Below are 18023 nucleotides of genomic sequence, written 5' to 3'. Positions count from 1 at the left end.
GCTTTATAGTCATCATCCCATCCCATAATAGAAGAGACGCACTTATTTCCTGTAATACTTCGCGTATTTACGATAGGCCAAGAACCCCAGAAGTGCCACAATACCTATAGTTATAGCGATATATTGATAACTTAATATTTGCTGTCCAGATTGGTATGAGTGTAATCCTGATAAGTAGAAATTCACACCGAAATAAGTAAATAAAATACTTGCAAATGCTAATATAGCGCCTAAATTAAAGCCGTAGCGACCTCGCATTCCTGGAATTAAACGCATATGTATCACAAAGGCATAAATCATTATACTAATCAGTGCCCATGTTTCTTTTGGATCCCAACCCCAATAACGTCCCCAACTTTCATTAGCCCACATCCCTCCTAAGAAATTTCCTATGGTCAACATCACCAACCCAACGGTTAGAGCCATTTCATTAATGAGTGTTAGCTCCTTAATGTTCAGGTCCATTTTGACTTTATTGTCTTTGGTTGTAAAGATCATGAGTAACAATACCGTCACTCCTAAAATCATTCCCAGAGCGAAAGGTCCGTAACTCGCTACAATAACAGCGACATGAATCATGAGCCAGTAACTATCTAATACAGGTTGTAAATTAGCAATAGCGGGATCCATCCAGTTCCAATGCGCGACCATTAAAATCATAGACGTCACAAAGGCGGTCGCAGCTAATGTCAACATACTTTTTCGTCCGAAAGCTAATCCGAAGAACATCGTTGCCCAAGCTACATAAATCATCGATTCGTAAGCGTCACTCCATGGTGCGTGACCCGAAATGTACCATCGCACAATCAATCCTGCTGTATGCACTAGGAATAGCGCAAATATCGAAACAGCTAATACCTTCACAATGACATCTAAAGCCTTACTTCTAGACTTGAAGATTTGCACTACTAATAAAATGAATAATAGCGCTCCTGCCAGCATATAATAGGCATAGATACGTTTAAAGATATCGTACTTATTGTACAAGATTTCGGTTTTAATCTTATCGTCAGATAACATCACTTCACTACCCTCCTGCTGCTGATTCTTTTTAAATCCGTCTAATAAGCGATCTGCCCGAGACCAATCTCCCGACTCTCTTGCTTTATAGAGTTCTCCTAAGTAGTAACCAAAACTATTTTCGATAAACTTTCCGTAGAGTGTGTCTTTAATTTGTGTACGGTAATCTTCCTTGTATTCTACAGATGAGATCCATGTATCTTTCTCATCATCTGGCACTGGAAACACTTTTATTGAACGACCATCAAGTGTATTAAATAATAGGCTCATACGGTCGTAGGCTTCTTTAAATTCTTTTTGAAATCCGTTAGGTACCTCAGCTGCATACGCTTCTTCAAGGTATGGCCCTAATTTGTTTCTACCGTCTTCGGTTAGGAAATCGGTAATCGCCACATACTTCTGGTCCTTATCAACTCCAATAATATTTCTGATGGAATCGCCTTTGCGTTTCGCTAAATAAATAACTGGAACGTTGTACCAAAACAACGGACTCTCCTGCATGGACAATAAAACCTGATTAGCATCAAGCTCTTCGTAGTGATCTCTTTTACTGAGTTTACGTAAGATTTCCGAAGCAAACGTATTCATTGGCATCATTCTTCCGCTGTAATCCTGAATCACCAATTCCCCAAACTTATCTGAATGTGCTTTAGGAACAATATTGGCACGTATAACAGAATCTATTGCGGCTTTGGTAGGTTTCTCAAAATCTACTTGTGTATTATGATCATGACCATCTCCTTCAAAATGTTCGTCTTGTGTTTGGGTGATTGGCGTATGATTGTGCCCATCATCTTCGGAATGTTCCTGTGAGAAACCAACCAAACTGAAACTCAATAACAGAACCGTTAAGAGCTTTGATTTTTTGTCTTTAACTTTTTCCAACATCCGTTTTAAATCGGCAAATCGCGTTTTCCGATCAAAGAGAATGGCCATAAGTCCGAAGTACAATAAGAAGTACCCAAAATAGGTCACCCAAGTTCCCCATTTGTCATGATTTACCGAGAGTTTAGTTCCTTTTTCATCTGGAAAAAAACTCGCCTGAAAGAAACGATATCCCTCTTCATCGAGAATATTATTCATGAAAATGCGATAATCGTAAGGCGCTTCATTAGGTTTCATAACGGTCACCTCACTGGCAAAAGCTGAAAAGTTATCCTCTGTTCCAGGATAACGCTCGGCTATAAAATCGTTGAGTTTAATGCTAAACGGTAATTGTTTTACGATAGAACCATACTTCACAGCGACATCTAGTCCACCCACCTTTACCTGCTCAAAACGTCCGTTTACATATTGTCCACCAAGTAAATTTACAGTTTTAGTTTCACCATTGGCTGTCACATCTACCACAAGGCCATCTTCACGGCTACGTAAAAGCTGCGATTTTTTCACTACCCCAAATTTTCCTTGAACGACAGGCTTTGGAAATACCATGGCCATAGTTCCTATTTGATAACGTGATCGCAAAGCTAAAGGCTGAATAGAGTCTTTAACCACTTTACCTGTGGCCTGAGTTGCCATAGTCATATAATCACCTTCAAAAGGCGATTCCATAAAGAGCTGTCCGTCTTTCGTTGTGATGTTTATGGCTCCTGGTTTCGGATTATTCAAAGTGAAGACCACATTATGTATCAGCTCATCATCACCATCTTTAATATAATGACTATGAGAGGCTTCATCTCCTGCTTCTACTAATTTCAAATAAGATTCACCTTCATCATCAGGAATAATATCCAACTCAGCATCTTTTACAAATTTTTTAACTTCAATGGTGACAGGTGTCCCATTGTATTTGGTTGTATGTACATAATCATTAGCTAAGCGCTCGGAAAAATCCACACGTTCTTGTACCACACGTCGTTGTTGCTGACCATCAATCACTAGGTCACCATCAATAAAGGTTGTTATGTATATATCTCTTGTTAGAAATGAACTTTCAGTTTCGCCTTCAGCAATAGGCATCCATCCTTCAAATCCGACATAGCGCGTAATTCCTGCACCTAAAAGAATAAAAATAAAGGCTAAATGTAAGGTGAGTGTTGCCCATTTTTCTTTTCTAAAGAGTCGATATCTGAAGATATTTCCAATGAAATTAATCACAAACATCACCATAATCCCTTCAAACCACCATGCGTTGTATATGTAATGTCTGGTATATGGTGTTGGTGAAGTTTCTTGTCCTGCGTCTAAAAACGTACCAGTAATCATGGCAGCTGCGTAAACAATAAATAAAATACCTGTAAGACGTGTAGAAAATAAAATATTAGCAAGTTTCTTTTGCATAGCGCGACAGCTTATTTTTTTGTTGTGCAAAGATAACCAATTTAGTTTGTTTAGACTGGGACATATAGCATCAAAAATGTGTTAAAATCCTACATTATTTTTTAAATAGGAGTTCTCAATTCTTTTGACGTGCTTCAAAAATTTTCAGATAGATGAAGGTACCCATTTTTCGAGCTCTTCGCTTTGCATTTTCCGTTATCTCACCTTCAAATAAGGCTTCTAATGTTTCGTACCATAGATTGAGCCAGATTCCGAAGTGCATTTCAGTAATACGATGATTATAGCGCTTATCTACTTTCACGTGTGCCGCTAATGGATCTCCCTGATATTTGTGCTCTAATTGTCGCGTCATAAATAAACTGCTTTCCCAAAAGGTGGTAAGATGTTCTAAATGCGTGTCCCAATCGGTGATAGTCTCATTAAAAAACGGACCAAGAACATCGTTAGCTCTTACCTTATCATAAAACCGAGTCACCAATTGAAAAATATCAGCTCTATTTTGAATATCCTGCTTCATGGTATGCTAATATAATCGAATAATGTGAATGATTGATTAATAATCATCATTTGTAATTCGTATTTCTATTGTATTTTAGCAGCATGATTTCAGTCGTTATTCTCGGAGCTGGTAATGTGGCTCACCATTTATACAAAGCGTTTTCTGCTTCGAAAGCAGTTAAGGTCAAACAATGGTACAACCGACATCTTAAAACTATAGAAACCTTTAAAAACGAAGTCGCTATTACCGATAACCTTTCTGAACTCACCAAAGCTGATATCTATATCATCGCCGTTAGTGACGATGCAATTACAGACTTATCTAAGCGGCTACCATTTGAAGATCGTTTGGTCGTGCATACTTCGGGAAGTGCGACTGCATACGACTTAGACAAAAAGAACCGACGTGGTGTGTTTTATCCGCTACAGACATTTTCGAAAGCTGCAGATATTGATTTCTCACAGGTACCTATTTGCTTAGAAAGTTTAAGAAAGACAGACTATGCGCTTTTAAAATCGGTAGCTACTGCCATAACTACCATCACCAAACGCGTGAATAGTGATCAGCGTGCTGCCTTGCATTTGGCAGCTGTATTTGTGAATAATTTTACTAATCAGCTGTATCGCGTAGCACATGAAATTACCGAGGCTGAAGGTGCTGAATTTGATTTACTGAAACCATTAATTATAGAAACAGCAAATAAGGTTCAGGACTTATCACCTTTCAAGGCCCAAACAGGACCAGCCAAACGCAATGATAAAAAAACGATTAAAAAGCATTTGAAATTACTAAAAAGCGAGCATCATAAAGACCTTTATAAATTACTAACCGCTTTAATACAAGATACACATGGACGATAAGAGTTATAAAGAATATTTATCACATATCACCACCTTCATTTTTGATGTAGACGGGGTACTTACCGATGGAACCGTAACCATCATGACTAATGGTGACATGCTGAGACGCATGAATATTAAAGACGGTTATGCCTTAAAAACAGCTAAAGATGCAGGTTTTAATATTTGCATTATTTCGGGAGGCACCAATTTAGGGGTTCAAAAACGTTTGGAAGGACTTGGTATTACCGACATCTATTTAGGTGCACATCATAAAATAAATCAGTACAATGATTATCTCAGTAACAACAATATCACACCAGATCAGGTGTTATATATGGGTGATGATATTCCAGACATTCCTGTGATGAAATTGGTGGGCTTAGCTACTTGTCCGCAAGATGCAGCTGTTGAAGTCAAAGCGATTAGTAATTACATTTCCCACAAATTTGGCGGAAAAGGCGCTGTACGAGATATTATTGAGCAGGTGATGAAAGTACAAGACAAATGGGACGGAAATTTTGATGCCAAATACGATTAACAACTAACGATACCTTTTACTGTAAATGCAAAGCATTTTAAAATTGATCCGCTGGAAAAACCTGTTGATGATCATCATAGCGCAAACCCTTATAAAATATGCGCTTTTTGAATCGTTTAATGTACAGGTCACTTTAAACACCTTAGGCTTTATATTACTCGTTATTGCCACAACGAGTATTGCTGCAGCTGGTAATATTATTAACGATATTTATGATGTAGAAACGGATACCGTCAATAAGCCAGACGACGTGGTCATTGGGAAAGCTGTATCTGAGAAAGTCGCTTATAATTTATTTTTCATTCTCAATATTATAGGGATTGCAATAGGGTTTTATTTATCTCATAGTGTCGGAAAATCAGCGTTCTTCGCCATTTTCGTTATTATCTCATTAGCCCTGTATGTGTATGCCTCTTATTTGAAAGGGACCGTACTCTTCGGAAATGTGCTCATTTCATTTTTAGTAGGTATGAGTCTATTAATCGTGGGTATTTTTGATTTGTTACCAGTCATCACTACTCAAAACAGATTAGCACAACTCACCTTTTTTGAAATTGTTGTCGACTATGCGGTTTTTGCATTTCTCATCAATTTAGTGAGAGAAATCATCAAAGATATTCAGGATGTGGATGGTGATCACAAAGCAGGAATGAATACTTTGCCCATTGCGCTTGGTCGCGAGCGTGCCAATAAAATTGCGTTTGCTGTGAGTATGATTCCTATTGGTACTGTCATCTATTTTATTGTGACTTACTTATACAAGCAACAAGTAATTGCCATATACTTTTTAGTGTGTATTGTCGCACCATTGATTTATGCAACCATCAAAATATTTAGTGCCGAACATCCGAAGCATTTCCAACAGATCAGTAACACCTATAAATTCGTTATGTTTTTAGGTATTTTATCATTGATTTTGTATCCTATATTTTTGAAATCTTAAACTCATGCTCAACGACAAACTAAAAGACTATCATCTCATTTTGGCATCAGGATCTCCTCGACGTCAACAGTTCTTCAAGGAATTAGGCTTACAGTTTGAAATTCGACTAAAACCCATTAATGAAGAATACCCAGAACGACTCCGGCATTTTGAGATTAGTGATTATCTGGCACAATTAAAATCCTTACCTTTTAAAGACGAATTGCAAGCGCATGACATTCTAATTACTAGTGACACCATTGTTTGGCATAACGACAAAGCATTAGGGAAACCAAAAGATAATATTGAAGCTTTTGATATGATTGCTTCCATGAGTGGTGCAACACACGAAGTAATCACATCGGTTTGCTTTACAACTAAATCGTCCCAAAAAACGCTTAATGCTATTACTAAAGTCACCTTTAAATCGTTGACCGACGAAGAAATCAATTACTATATTGACACCTTTAAACCCTTCGATAAAGCAGGCGCTTATGGTATTCAAGAATGGATTGGGCAAATTGGCATTACCAAGGTTGAAGGCTCCTATACTAATGTAGTAGGCTTACCAACACATCTCGTTTACAAAACGTTAAACAGCATGGTTCTGTAAGAATTCAATCGTAAATTTGTTGTCAAAAAAATTTTATGACAAAGATTGCACTTAAAACTATAGGCACTGTGTTCATGTTATGCGTCTTCGGAATATTCACATCTTGTAACGAAAAAGCAAACGCAGAAAACCTTGTCTTGAACAGCGAAACAATGACAGAAACAGTTATCAATTTTTCCAATAAACCCCCATTTGAACAATCGGAAGAATTTATCTCCTATTGGTATGCAGGTGAAGCCGAAATATCTTCATATCAATTAGAACAAGTCCGCTATGGTGAGATACATGACGGTTCTGCCGTTTTAGTTTATGTCACCGAAGATTTTCTTCCAGAAAAACAAGTGAAAGCCGATAATTTCAATACGTCGAACATTTCAGTATTAAAACTTAATGCCACCAAAAAATTTAATACCGGAATCTATCCATATTCCATTATGCAGTCCACGTTTTATCCCGTAAGCAATACAAAACATGCAATAAAGGTAAGTTGTTCAGTACAAGAATGGTGTGGCCACGCCTATACACAACTTAATAATAAAGATCAATTTGAAATTAAGACGCATAGCTATTTTGAACGGGAAGCCGATCAAAACGTTACACTAGATAAAACGATTCTGGAAAATGAATTATGGGCACAGTTACGATTAGACCCGAAGAGCTTACCATTAGGAGAATTAAATGTTATTCCGTCTATGGAATTCATCCGACTTAAACACATTGAATGTAGAGCTTATAAGGCAATTGCAGTATTAAAATCGAACAACTATTCAATAACCTATCCTGAATTAGGTCGTACGTTAAATATCAACTTCAATATGAATTTCCCCTTTGATATTTTAGGCTGGGAAGAAACGTATAAAGACGGATATGGTATTAATGCTGCCATACTAACAACTAAAGCCACAAAACTCAAAACCATCAAATCTGCCTATTGGAGAAAGAATTCTAATGCCGACGAAACTTTGCGTGAAACTCTTCAATTAAAATAATTGATTATTAAATTTGTGATGTATATTTGGTTAAACAACCAATTTAAAAATGCATTTTCTTAAGACCTATCAAACTGAGCTTATTACGACTGGAATTCTTATTCTTGTTTTATTGATTGTACGCTATTTGAGCCATACACTTGTGAAACGTATTGGGCGAAAAAGCGGAATAAATGAAGCCCGCATACATTTGATATGCAGATATATAACAGTGACTTTATTTATTCTAGCTTTAACTATAGAATCTGTTGTTTTAGGCGCTGAATTAAAAGACATGACCTTTATTTTATCCTCTGTCTTCGCTGTGATAGGTACCGGATTATTTGCCATTTGGTCCATTCTTAGTAATGTGACTTCGGGTATAATTATGTTCTTCTCATTTCCTTATAAAGTAGGTGACAAAATTCAAATTCACGATAGTGATTTCCCCATTGAATGCATCATTGAAGACATTAGAGCATTTCATTTACATCTTCGACTGGATAATGGAGATTTGGTGACCTACCCAAATAATTTGCTTTTACAGAAAGCAGTGACCTTAATCGAAAAAGATGCCATTGAAAGTTTAATGGATGATGGTGGAGATTCAATATAATATTTTTAAAGATGGGACAAACAAACAACCATATAGATTACATCGAATTTAAAGCACATGATTTAGAAGCCATAAAGCAATTCTACACAAAAGCTTTTGGATGGAAATTCACGGCTTATGGGCCTGATTATTGTGCATTTGAATATAGCGGAATAGCTGGAGGTTTTGAAAAAACTACCCAACCAATTGTCAATGGTGTTTTAGTTGTCTTATACCATAATAACCTTAATACAATTAAGCAAACCATTATCAAGGCAGGCGGAAGTATTTCAGTCGATATTTTTTCCTTTCCTGGTGGTCAGCGCTTTCATTTTCTCGATCCTTCTGGGAATGAACTAGCGGTTTGGTCTGAATAACCTATAAAACACAACTTTATTTGTAACGTTAAAGAAAATCTAAAACCCATCACTGCCCTAGCATACTTCATTATATTTGGTCGTAACTAACCATGATGATATGCAAACCAAATTACGCTTACTGTTTTTATTTTTCCTATCAGCTACAGTGCTTTCAGCACAACAACCCAAAAAACCTACCGCTTCTGATATTCATGAATCCATAAAAAAGCTAAATTTTTTAGGTTCTGTTTTATATGTTGCTGCGCATCCTGACGATGAAAACACGCGTCTCATTTCATACATGTCTAACGAAATTAAAGCCCGAACGGCTTATCTTTCTCTTACGCGTGGTGATGGCGGACAAAACTTAGTGGGCCCGGAAATTAGAGAGCTTTTAGGTGTCATTCGTACACAAGAATTACTTGCGGCACGTCGCACCGATGGAGGTGAGCAAATGTTTACCAGAGCCAATGATTTTGGATATTCTAAACATCCTGATGAAACATTAGCTATTTGGAATAAAAAAGACGTTTTAGGTGACGTAGTTTTGGCCATACGCCGCTTTAAACCCGATATAATTATTAATCGATTTAATCATAGAAACCCAGGAACAACTCACGGTCATCATACGAGTTCGGCCATGTTGAGTATCGAAGCTTTCGATGTAGTTGGTGATAAAACTGCCTATTCAGACCAACTCAAAACTATAAATACGTGGCAACCTAAACGACTCTTTTTTAATACGTCTTGGTGGTTCTACGGAAGTCGTGAAAATTTTGAAAAAGCCGATAAAACCAATTTACTCGAAATTGATACCGGTGTGTATTTCCCAAGTAGTGGCTTGAGTAATCCAGAAATCGCGGCACTAAGTCGAAGTCAGCACAAATCTCAAGGCTTTGGTAGCACAGGAAGTCGCGGTTCGCAAGCAGAATATATTGAATTAATCAAAGGCGATTTACCAACTAATAAAGACAATCTTTTTGATGGAATAGATACCTCTTGGAACCGTGTTGAAGGCGGAAAGGTCGTTGGAGATATTTTGTATGCCGTACAAGAACGCTACGATTTCAGAAACCCGTCAGCATCTATCCCAGAATTAATGCGGGCATATAAAGCCATCCAAAATTTAAACGACGAACATTGGAAATCTATTAAAACTAAAGAGATTAAATCAATTATTGCAGCTTGTGCAGGCTTGTTTCTTGAAGCTGCAGCTAATACAAATCATGCCAGTGCGGGAGCTAGTATAGACCTTAATATCGAAGTGATTAATCGCAGTGACGCCAATATATCTTTGATAAGTATTGTTAATCCAAATGGAATTCAAATTGATAAAAACATAACTCTAGAAAACAATACGGACTATGATTTTAAAGAAACTTTAAATATTAAAAGCAGTCAAGAGGTCTCGACACCATATTGGCTCACTAAAAAAGGCACCTTAGGAATGTACAATGTCGAGGACCAAAGTTTGATTGGTAAGCCGGAAACTCCTAGAGCTCTGAATGTGACCTTTAATTTGAGTATTGAGAATGTTGTTTTATCGTATATCAAACCCATTGTATTTAAAACCAACGATCCTGTAAAAGGTGAGGTTTATAAACCTTTTGAAATTATACCAGAAGCGTCTGTTAAAATTTCGGAAAAAGTAATTATTATCGATAGTGAGGCACAACGTGATATTGAAGTTTTCGTGAAATCTGGACGTGATAATATTGAAGGCTTTGTTCAAATTGCACATCCGGACGGATGGAGCGTGTATCCAAAACAACAAAAAATAGCTATTAATGATAAAGGACAGGAACAGCGTCTCATATTTACTGTAATTCCACCAAAAGCACAAAGTGAAGGTTTAATTACCCCAATGGTTCATATTGATGATAATGTATATACACGAGAACTCATAGAAATAGATTATGATCATATTCCATTTCAAACCGTGCTATTGCCGAGTGAAAGTAAAGTCGTTAGGTTAGACATACAGAAACGTGGTGAAAACATTGGTTATATAGAAGGTGCTGGTGATGTAGTTCCCGAAAGCTTGCGACAAATTGGCTATAATGTAGCGGTTATAAACCCTGAAGATATTTCAGCAGAAAATTTAAAACGCTTCGATGCTATTGTTGTCGGAATTAGAGCATACAATACAGTAGACAATTTAAAATTTAAGCAGCAACTCTTATTTGATTATGTGGAACAAGGTGGAAATATGATAGTACAGTACAACACTAATAGACGTTTGAAAGTAGATCAGATTGCTCCATACGAGCTTAAACTTTCGCGGGATCGTGTCACTGATGAATATGCAGAAGTAGAGTTATTAGCGACAGATCATGAAGTTTTAAACTTTCCGAATAAAATCACTTCAACAGATTTTAACGGCTGGACACAAGAGCGTGGGCTCTATTTCCCTGACAATTGGGCAGATGAATTCACACCTATTTTATCAATGAATGATAAAGGGGAATCGCCAAAAACAGGAAGTTTATTGGTAGCGCCATACGGCAAAGGATACTATATTTACACTGGATTAAGCTTTTTTAGAGAGTTTCCTGCTGGCGTTTCTGGTGCTTATCGCCTATTTGCCAATATGTTATCCCTTGGAAAAAATGACATCAATCCAACTAATCAAATCAAAAACTAATGGAAAAGTATAAGTGGAATCGCATGTACACCCTAGTACTTCTGGCCAACATCATTTACATCATCGCATTTTATTTGATCACTAAAGCTTTTTAAGATGCAGAATTTAGATTGGATAGTACTTACTGGAACCTTATTACTGATAGTAGTTTACGGAACTTATCAGTCACGTGGAAGCAAGAATGTTAAAGACTATTTAAAAGGCGGAAACACTTCAAAATGGTGGACAATAGGGTTGTCGGTTATGGCTACACAAGCGAGTGCCATTACCTTTTTATCAACACCTGGACAAGCCTTTAATGACGGAATGGGATTTGTTCAGTTTTATTTCGGACTACCAATAGCCATGGTCGTTATTTGTATGGTGTTCATACCATTATACCATAGATTAAAGGTATATACGGCTTACGAATTTCTTGAAAACAGATTTGATCTTAAAACCAGAACACTAACAGCAATTCTATTTTTAATTCAACGTGGATTGGCAGCGGGTATTACCATATTCGCGCCAGCCATTATCTTATCAGCTGTTCTCGGTTGGAATTTACTGCTCTTAAATGTCATTATTGGCGTCTTGGTCATTATATATACCGTTTCTGGAGGTACGAAGGCCGTAAATGTTACACAGAAACATCAAATGGTCGTCATCTTTACAGGAATGATTATCGCCTTTTGCCTAATCATTGATAAGCTACCCGAAGGTATTACCTTCACTAAAGCACTAGATATCGCAGGAGCAAGTGGTAAAATGGAGGTTCTCGATTTCTCTTTTAATCTGAATAACCGCTACACCGTTTGGAGCGGACTTATTGGTGGTACATTTTTAATGCTATCCTATTTTGGTACCGACCAAAGTCAAGTACAACGGTACCTTTCTGGAAAATCATTGAGAGAAATGCAAATTGGGATGATGTTCAACGGGCTCCTAAAAGTGCCAATGCAATTCTTTATTTTACTAGTTGGTGTTATGGTGTTTGTATTCTATCAATTCAATCAAGCACCCGTAAATTTTAATCCAACAGCAACAGATGTTGTTCTCAACTCGAAATATGCCGACGATTATATGGCCATTCAAACGCAACAACGTGAAGTGTTTGAAATGAAAAAAGCTACGATTAATGAGTACATGAATACCAATGGTAAGGTATCTGCTGATTTGATTGCTGATTACAATATACAGAGTGACAAATTAAGAACAGACGCTCGAGAATTAATAGAGAAGGCAGGAGATTCAAGAAACCTCAAAGTAGAAAGCAACGATAAAGATTACGTATTTATTCATTTTATCTTAAACAATTTACCACGCGGTTTAATTGGCTTATTATTAGCTGTTATTTTAAGTGCAGCTATGTCCAGTACATCAAGTGAGTTAAATGCCTTGGCAAGCACAACTGCAATGGATTTGTACAAAAGAAATTCTACTGAAAAGTCAGATTCTGAAATGGTAAAAGCCTCGAGACTTTTTACTTTAGCCTGGGGGATTATTGCTATTGGTGTGGCTTGTGTCGCGAATCTTGCAGAAAACCTGATTCAACTTGTAAATATCATTGGCTCTATTTTCTACGGAAATGTACTTGGGATTTTCCTTCTAGCCTTCTTTTTCAAATTTGTCAAAGGGAATGCTGTTTTTACAGCAGCTTTAATTACACAGGTCATCGTTATAGGACTCTTCTTGTTGAATGAGTATGAAATTATTAACCTGCCTTTCTTATGGTTGAATTTTGTAGGTTGTGTCATCGTCATCGCTATAGCAAGTATCATTCAATCTATGAGTCCGAAAAATGGATACATCAAAGCCTAAAACAATAAATTGGGGAATTATAGGTCTCGGTAAAATTGCTCATAAATTTGCCCAAGACCTGAACGCTATTGAGAATGTACAATTATATGCGGTTGCCTCTAGAAATCAGGACATAGCCACTGATTTCGCAAATCGTTACAACGCTAAAAGGGCCTATGGTGATTATAACTCATTAGCACTAGATCCTAATATTGATGCGGTCTATATAGCGACACCACATGTGTTTCATAAAGCCAATTCTATCTTATGTTTAAATCAGAAAAAAGCCGTGTTATGTGAGAAACCTTTTGCAATGAATGGCAACGAGGTGGAAGACATGATCACAGCTGCTCAAACTAATAATGTATTATTAATGGAAGCTTTATGGACCTATTTCCTTCCACATTATCAATTTGTACTGAAGCAAGTACGTGAAAAAACTTTTGGTGAAATTCAAAAATTAGAAGTAGATTTTGGCTTCAAACCAGAAATGGATATGGCTTCGCGTTTGTTCAATAAATCACTTGGAGGCGGAAGTTTACTCGATATTGGCATCTACCCTATTTTTGCAGCCTTATCTACCTTGGGCGAACCAATTAAAATTGAATCAACAGCTACGTTCTTAGAAAACGGCATAGATACATCTTGCCAAATGCTATTCACCTATAAACATGGTACAACTGCGCAATTAAAGAGTACATTAATGGAACAAATACCCACCGAAGCAATATTCTACTGCGACAAGGGAATCATTAAAATTAACTCTTATTTTAACGAACCCTCAAATGTGACCCTTATAGAGGACGGAAAAACAACAACATTTGATTTTGATAACACGACTAATGGGTTTAGTTTTGAAATCGTACATTTTAACGAATTGATCAGACAACAAAAAACTGAAAGTGATATCATGACGTTTGATTTTAGCAGAAAACTCATGCATCTGCTCGATACAGTAAGATCACAAATTGGACTCAATTACGAATAATAAAAGACCGTTTGAAAATCAAACGGTCTTTTGTTATTTAGATTTGTAAAAGCGAACTGATTTTATCCTCTAATGTATATTACATTGCACCCCATTCTTTTAGAGATTCCATGTTTTGCTTTACATAATTTTGGTTACCCGCTTCTTTAGCAGCAGCCATTGATTCTTTAGCAATTCTAATTGCTTCTTTCTTATTACCAGCAGCAGCATAGATTAAAGATTGTTGTCTTAGTTGCCAGAACCCTGGTTTTTCAATCATAGACATCGCCTTATCCATCCACATTTTAGCTTTACTAATATCTTTACCTGCATTTAAGAAATATACTGCAGAAGCATAATAATCATTTGCACTAGGCCCAGCCATTATTTTATCAATTGAAGCTGTAACCGTTTTATCTGTTGGTACCGTAAAAGGTACGCCAACATAAGACTTTTCCCAGATAATATCAATTGTTCCACCAGAAGTAGTGATATTATTGATATCTATAGACATTGTCTCAACACTAAAAGGAATTTCCATCACATCCACTTTAGCAGTTGCTACAACTTTACTATCATCCCAGTTCGCAGGAACTCCCCAGTTTTCTGTATCACTGTAAAACATAACATCCCATTGCTTAGCAGAATTTAATTTTGTAAACATCGCATAAGAACCAGCTTTTACATCCTGACCAGCAATTGTTACATCATCACTAAATGTGATAATTGTATTCTTATTTGCTCCAGTTCTCCAAACACCTCCAAAAGGCTCTAAATCTCCAAATATTGTTCTTCCTTTCACACTAGGACGAGAATATTCAACAGTAACATCTGTTAAACCAACCTTTTGCTCCAGTTTTGAGAAAGGACTTGGTTGAGGCGTTTCAATTTGTGCATAAGTAGTGAAAGTCATTGCAAACACTGCAAACACTAGTAATAATTTTTTCATTGTATTAATATTTTGATTAGTTTTAAATTTCACGTAAAATTACGAACTAGTCAGCCCTTTGTTTGTTAACAAAACCTTAAATTAAAGTCGTATACACTCATTCAGATTATTGTTATACTTAGTATTTAGTCGAAATCATTGAACCTCCTCTCAGGATATTTTGCGGTTGTGCTTTCATATCGATAAGCGTGATTACCAATATTACTAACACACGAACTGAAATTGACATGACTCAGGGTTGAGTACGATCTCCTCTTTGAAGTGGCTTTTATTGTACCATTTTTAAAATCTAATTGAACCTGTATGAAGCGATCTATTTTCAAAAAAACAACGTATGAATACCTATTTAAGGTGTATTACGTAACCATCGGATAATGTCTTGTTAAATTTTGTTTAACTATTATTTAAAATGGTTAAACGTTTTGTATCTTTACATTAGAATTATAAGAACATGGCAAAAAAGAAAAACATTTCAAACAACGACATCATTTCATTTTACATGGATTATGTTTTAGAACACAATCATAAGCCTAAAACCGTTTACGCGTTTGCAAAGGCAAATAATTTTGAAGAACAGAAATTCTATGAGTTTTTTGGATCTTTCGAAGCTGTGGAAAAGCATGTGTTTCATGCCTTTTTTCAAAATAGTCTGAAGGTCCTAGAACAAAGTGATGACTACAATTCGTTTGATGCTCGTAATAAATTATTGAGCTTATACTTCACGTTTTTTGAAAACTTAACAGCGAATAGAAGTTATGTGAAATACGCACTTGAACAACATAAAAATAGTCTTAAAGGCTTAGGTGCTCTTTCAGAATTGAAACAGTCTTTTACCAACTATATAGAACATTTAGGTATTGAATTACTAGACATAAAACAGGAGCAAATTGATCGCATTCAACGACGTGGTCTTAAAGAAACGGCATGGTTACAACTATTGTTAACCATGAAGTTTTGGTTGGATGACACATCACCAGGATTCGAAAAGACAGATATTTTTATTGAGAAATCTGTGAATACAAGTTTTGATGTTTTAAATATTGTACCTGTTAGGAGTTTGATCGATCTCGGAAAATTTCTGATCAAAGAAAAAATGCACATGAATTAATACACCCTGAATGAAAACCATTGATAAAATACCAACTTCCAAAATACAACGCGCTACAAAACTGGTATCCACTGGTGCTAAAGTAGGTGTCAACTATATCAAATATTATGGAGATAAGTTGACTAAAACTGAAACTGAAGCTAAAGAACGCCTAAACCAAAATAATGCAGAGGACATTTATGATGGTTTGAAACAACTCAAAGGCAGTGCACTTAAAGTAGCACAGATGCTTAGTATGGAGAAAAGTATTTTACCTCAAGCCTATGTAGAAAAATTTTCGTTAGCGCAATTTTCCGTACCGCCTTTATCACCGCCTTTGGTTTTAAAGACGTTTAAGAAATATTTCGGGAAAATGCCAAACGAGATATATGATACCTTCGACGCAACTTCTGTAAACGCTGCAAGCATTGGACAAGTCCATATTGCAGAAAAAAATGGGAGAAAACTTGCTGTGAAAATCCAATACCCAGGAGTTGCTGAGAGTATCGCATCAGACCTTGCTATGGTAAAACCTATTGCAATGAGTATGTTCAACATTAAAGGAAAGGATTCTGATAAATACTTTAAAGAAGTTGAAGGTAAATTAATTGAGGAAACAAATTATATATTGGAAATTAAGCAAAGTAAAGAAATTGCTCATAAATGCGCTCATATTCCAAATCTTTTGTTTCCTCAATATTATGAAGAACTATCCTCAGAGCGTATTATCACAATGGATTATATGGAAGGTGAACACTTATCAGAATTCGCTACTCATAATACCAACCAAGAGAGTGCCAATAAACTTGGTCAAGCCTTATGGGATTTTTACATGTTTCAGATCCATAAAGTAAAAAAGGTTCATGCAGACCCGCATCCTGGAAATTTTTTAATTTCAGAAGAGGCCAAACTCATCGCTCTCGATTTTGGTTGTATGAAGACTATTCCAGACGAGTTCTACATACCTTATTTTGAATTAGCCAAAAAAGAAAGTATTGCAGATCGTGCTTATTTTGTCAACAAACTCTACCAACTTGAAATCTTACGTGAAGACGATAGTGAGAAAGAACTAGAGTTTTTTACCGAGCTTTTTCATGAGATGCTGAGTTTATTTACACAACCATTTCACGAAGACACTTTTGATTTTTCAGATGCTAGTTTCTTCGGAAAAATTGCCGAACTTGGAGAAAAATATTCTAAAAACGCAGAGTTAAGAAAGATGAATGGCAATAGAGGTTCGAAACATTTCATATATATGAATCGCACCTTCTTTGGTTTATATAATCTGATGTTTGATCTCAAAGCAAAAGACATAAAAATCAATAATTTCAAAACCCTATAATGACATACATTAGCAATGAACAGCTTGACAACTTTCACCACTTATATCGTATCAACTTAATCAACAGTTGCTCTGGTTATAAGTCTGCTAATTTATTAGGCACCAAATCCTCTGAAGGCATAGAAAATGTAGCTGTATTTAGCTCAATCACGCATATCGGTTCGAATCCTCCAATGCTAGGTTTTTTTCTCAGACCAACCACAGTCATGAGAAACACTTACGATAATATTAAATCTACCGGTTTCTATACGGTGAACCACATACATGAAAGTATCTTGGAAGATGCGCATCACACCTCAGCAAAATATGATGCTCATATCTCTGAATTTGATAAAACAAATTTACATTCAGAATATAAAAACGAATTTAATGCTCCATTTGTAAAGGATGCACCATTGCAGCTGGCTATGCAGTATGTCGAAGAATGCGAAATCAAATCCAACAATACGATTTTAGTCATTGGGAAAATCGTAGGATTATATGTTAATGATGATTTGCTAGAAGCCGATGGATTCATTAACTTATCCAAAGCAAAAATTGCTACTATCAACGGTTTAGATGGCTATGCAGTCCCAGAATTAAAGACGCGTTTTGGCTATCAAAGACCTAAATAATT

General features: G+C 36.3%; 16 protein-coding genes. 13 read left to right on the top strand and 3 right to left on the bottom strand.

The annotated features are described in order from the left end of the window. Window positions 1–42: 42 nt before the first annotated feature. Both ccsA and BLT57_RS07580 read right to left on the bottom strand, forming a co-directional pair. Window positions 43–3303, bottom strand: coding sequence for a cytochrome c biogenesis protein CcsA (ccsA, locus tag BLT57_RS07585; RefSeq protein ID WP_091424427.1), 3261 nt, complete (start codon window positions 3301–3303; stop codon window positions 43–45). Between the two features lie 115 nt (window positions 3304–3418). Next, entirely contained in the window at window positions 3419–3820 is a 402-nt protein-coding gene (locus BLT57_RS07580; protein ID WP_091424423.1) for a group III truncated hemoglobin, read from the bottom strand. An 83-nt stretch (window positions 3821–3903) separates the two neighbouring features. Between BLT57_RS07580 and BLT57_RS07575 the strand changes: the two genes are divergently transcribed. The 10 genes from BLT57_RS07575 (at window position 3904) to BLT57_RS07530 (ending at window position 14050) form a co-directional block, all read left to right on the top strand. After that, on the top strand, window positions 3904–4662 hold the full coding sequence (locus tag BLT57_RS07575) for a Rossmann-like and DUF2520 domain-containing protein (RefSeq protein WP_091424421.1): 759 nt from the start codon (window positions 3904–3906) through the stop codon (window positions 4660–4662). Beyond that, complete coding sequence (locus BLT57_RS07570; protein WP_091424417.1) at window positions 4652–5182, top strand: HAD family hydrolase; 531 nt, start codon at window positions 4652–4654, stop codon at window positions 5180–5182. Before BLT57_RS07575 ends, BLT57_RS07570 begins: the two co-directional genes overlap by 11 nt. A gap of 25 nt (window positions 5183–5207) precedes the next feature. Next, complete coding sequence (locus tag BLT57_RS07565; RefSeq protein WP_091424412.1) at window positions 5208–6125, top strand: geranylgeranylglycerol-phosphate geranylgeranyltransferase; 918 nt, start codon at window positions 5208–5210, stop codon at window positions 6123–6125. Window positions 6126–6129: 4 nt separating this feature from the next. Next, window positions 6130–6717: a Maf-like protein gene (locus tag BLT57_RS07560; protein ID WP_091424408.1), complete on the top strand. Its 588-nt coding sequence runs from the start codon at window positions 6130–6132 to the stop codon at window positions 6715–6717. Between the two features lie 35 nt (window positions 6718–6752). After that, window positions 6753–7706: a septum formation inhibitor Maf gene (locus tag BLT57_RS07555; RefSeq protein ID WP_091424406.1), complete on the top strand. Its 954-nt coding sequence runs from the start codon at window positions 6753–6755 to the stop codon at window positions 7704–7706. 49 nt (window positions 7707–7755) lie between these two features. Further along, window positions 7756–8301 carry a mechanosensitive ion channel family protein gene (locus BLT57_RS07550; protein WP_091424403.1) on the top strand — a complete coding sequence of 182 codons (546 nt, stop codon included), beginning with the start codon at window positions 7756–7758 and terminating at the stop codon, window positions 8299–8301. Window positions 8302–8312: 11 nt separating this feature from the next. Next, entirely contained in the window at window positions 8313–8657 is a 345-nt protein-coding gene (locus tag BLT57_RS07545; RefSeq protein WP_091424401.1) for a VOC family protein, read from the top strand. Window positions 8658–8757: 100 nt separating this feature from the next. Next, a complete protein-coding gene (locus tag BLT57_RS07540) occupies window positions 8758–11283 on the top strand; it encodes a PIG-L family deacetylase (RefSeq protein WP_091424398.1) in 2526 nt (841 codons plus the stop codon). Between the two features lie 96 nt (window positions 11284–11379). Beyond that, entirely contained in the window at window positions 11380–13083 is a 1704-nt protein-coding gene (locus tag BLT57_RS07535; RefSeq protein ID WP_091424396.1) for a sodium:solute symporter, read from the top strand. Further along, window positions 13064–14050 carry a Gfo/Idh/MocA family protein gene (locus tag BLT57_RS07530; RefSeq protein WP_091424393.1) on the top strand — a complete coding sequence of 329 codons (987 nt, stop codon included), beginning with the start codon at window positions 13064–13066 and terminating at the stop codon, window positions 14048–14050. Before BLT57_RS07535 ends, BLT57_RS07530 begins: the two co-directional genes overlap by 20 nt. A gap of 79 nt (window positions 14051–14129) precedes the next feature. On the opposite strand, the gene BLT57_RS07525 is transcribed toward BLT57_RS07530, so the two are convergent. Continuing rightward, window positions 14130–14978: a DUF2911 domain-containing protein gene (locus tag BLT57_RS07525; protein ID WP_091424391.1), complete on the bottom strand. Its 849-nt coding sequence runs from the start codon at window positions 14976–14978 to the stop codon at window positions 14130–14132. A 451-nt stretch (window positions 14979–15429) separates the two neighbouring features. Here BLT57_RS07525 and BLT57_RS07520 point away from each other — a divergent pair, with 451 nt between their 5' ends. Genes BLT57_RS07520 through BLT57_RS07510 form a run of 3 tightly spaced genes read left to right on the top strand, consistent with a single transcriptional unit; the run spans window position 15430 to window position 18021 of the window. Next, a complete protein-coding gene (locus BLT57_RS07520) occupies window positions 15430–16086 on the top strand; it encodes a TetR family transcriptional regulator C-terminal domain-containing protein (RefSeq protein ID WP_091424388.1) in 657 nt (218 codons plus the stop codon). A 10-nt stretch (window positions 16087–16096) separates the two neighbouring features. Next, window positions 16097–17407, top strand: coding sequence for an AarF/ABC1/UbiB kinase family protein (locus BLT57_RS07515; RefSeq protein ID WP_091424385.1), 1311 nt, complete (start codon window positions 16097–16099; stop codon window positions 17405–17407). Continuing rightward, window positions 17407–18021: a flavin reductase family protein gene (locus tag BLT57_RS07510; RefSeq protein WP_091424381.1), complete on the top strand. Its 615-nt coding sequence runs from the start codon at window positions 17407–17409 to the stop codon at window positions 18019–18021. The genes BLT57_RS07515 and BLT57_RS07510 overlap by 1 nt, the downstream gene beginning before the upstream one ends. Window positions 18022–18023: the final 2 nt, after the last annotated feature.

It is taken from the genome of Formosa sp. Hel1_31_208 (genome assembly GCF_900104785.1).
Lineage (GTDB): Bacteria > Bacteroidota > Bacteroidia > Flavobacteriales > Flavobacteriaceae > Psychroserpens.
The sequence above is the reverse complement of the archived record's forward strand: the minus strand, read 5'-3'. Positions and strand labels throughout refer to the sequence as shown.